Origin of the sequence: Pauljensenia sp. UMB6358, from assembly GCF_030216865.1 — a bacterium.
Taxonomy (GTDB): Bacteria; Actinomycetota; Actinomycetes; order Actinomycetales; family Actinomycetaceae; genus Pauljensenia; species Pauljensenia turicensis_A.
This window is the reverse complement of the sequence record NZ_JASOMS010000082.1, coordinates 1-327: the sequence shown is the minus strand read 5'-3', so window position 1 is coordinate 327 and position 327 is coordinate 1. Positions and strand designations below refer to the sequence as shown.

The 327-nt window shown below is 50.8% G+C and carries 1 protein-coding gene; it reads left to right on the top strand.

The window, feature by feature from the left end; all coding sequences use genetic code 11:
* Positions 1–327 (top strand): recombinase family protein (locus QP381_RS08720; RefSeq protein ID WP_285068573.1); only part of this gene is annotated, 327 nt, incomplete at both ends.

The following is a 327-nucleotide window of genomic DNA, read 5'->3' as shown; positions in this document are numbered from 1 at the left end:
AGCCCGATATATGCGGGAAACCTTGCAGGCTACAAGCGGATTGCCGCCAACATGAAAAGCAAGAAACGCCCCTCTAAGCTGCCCGAAGAATGGGAAGTGATACCAGACACCCATGAGGGGATAGTCACGCAGGAGGAATTTGATACCGTACAGCAGCTTATTACAAGCCGCAGATTACCAGAAAACAAGGGCGGCTTTGAGAACATCTTTGCAGGCGTTATTAAGTGTGCGGACTGCGGCTATGCGATGCGGGCTATGAGTGCCAACAGGAGGAAACGCCCCGACATCATCGACTGCGTACAATATTCCTGCAATAATTATGGCAGA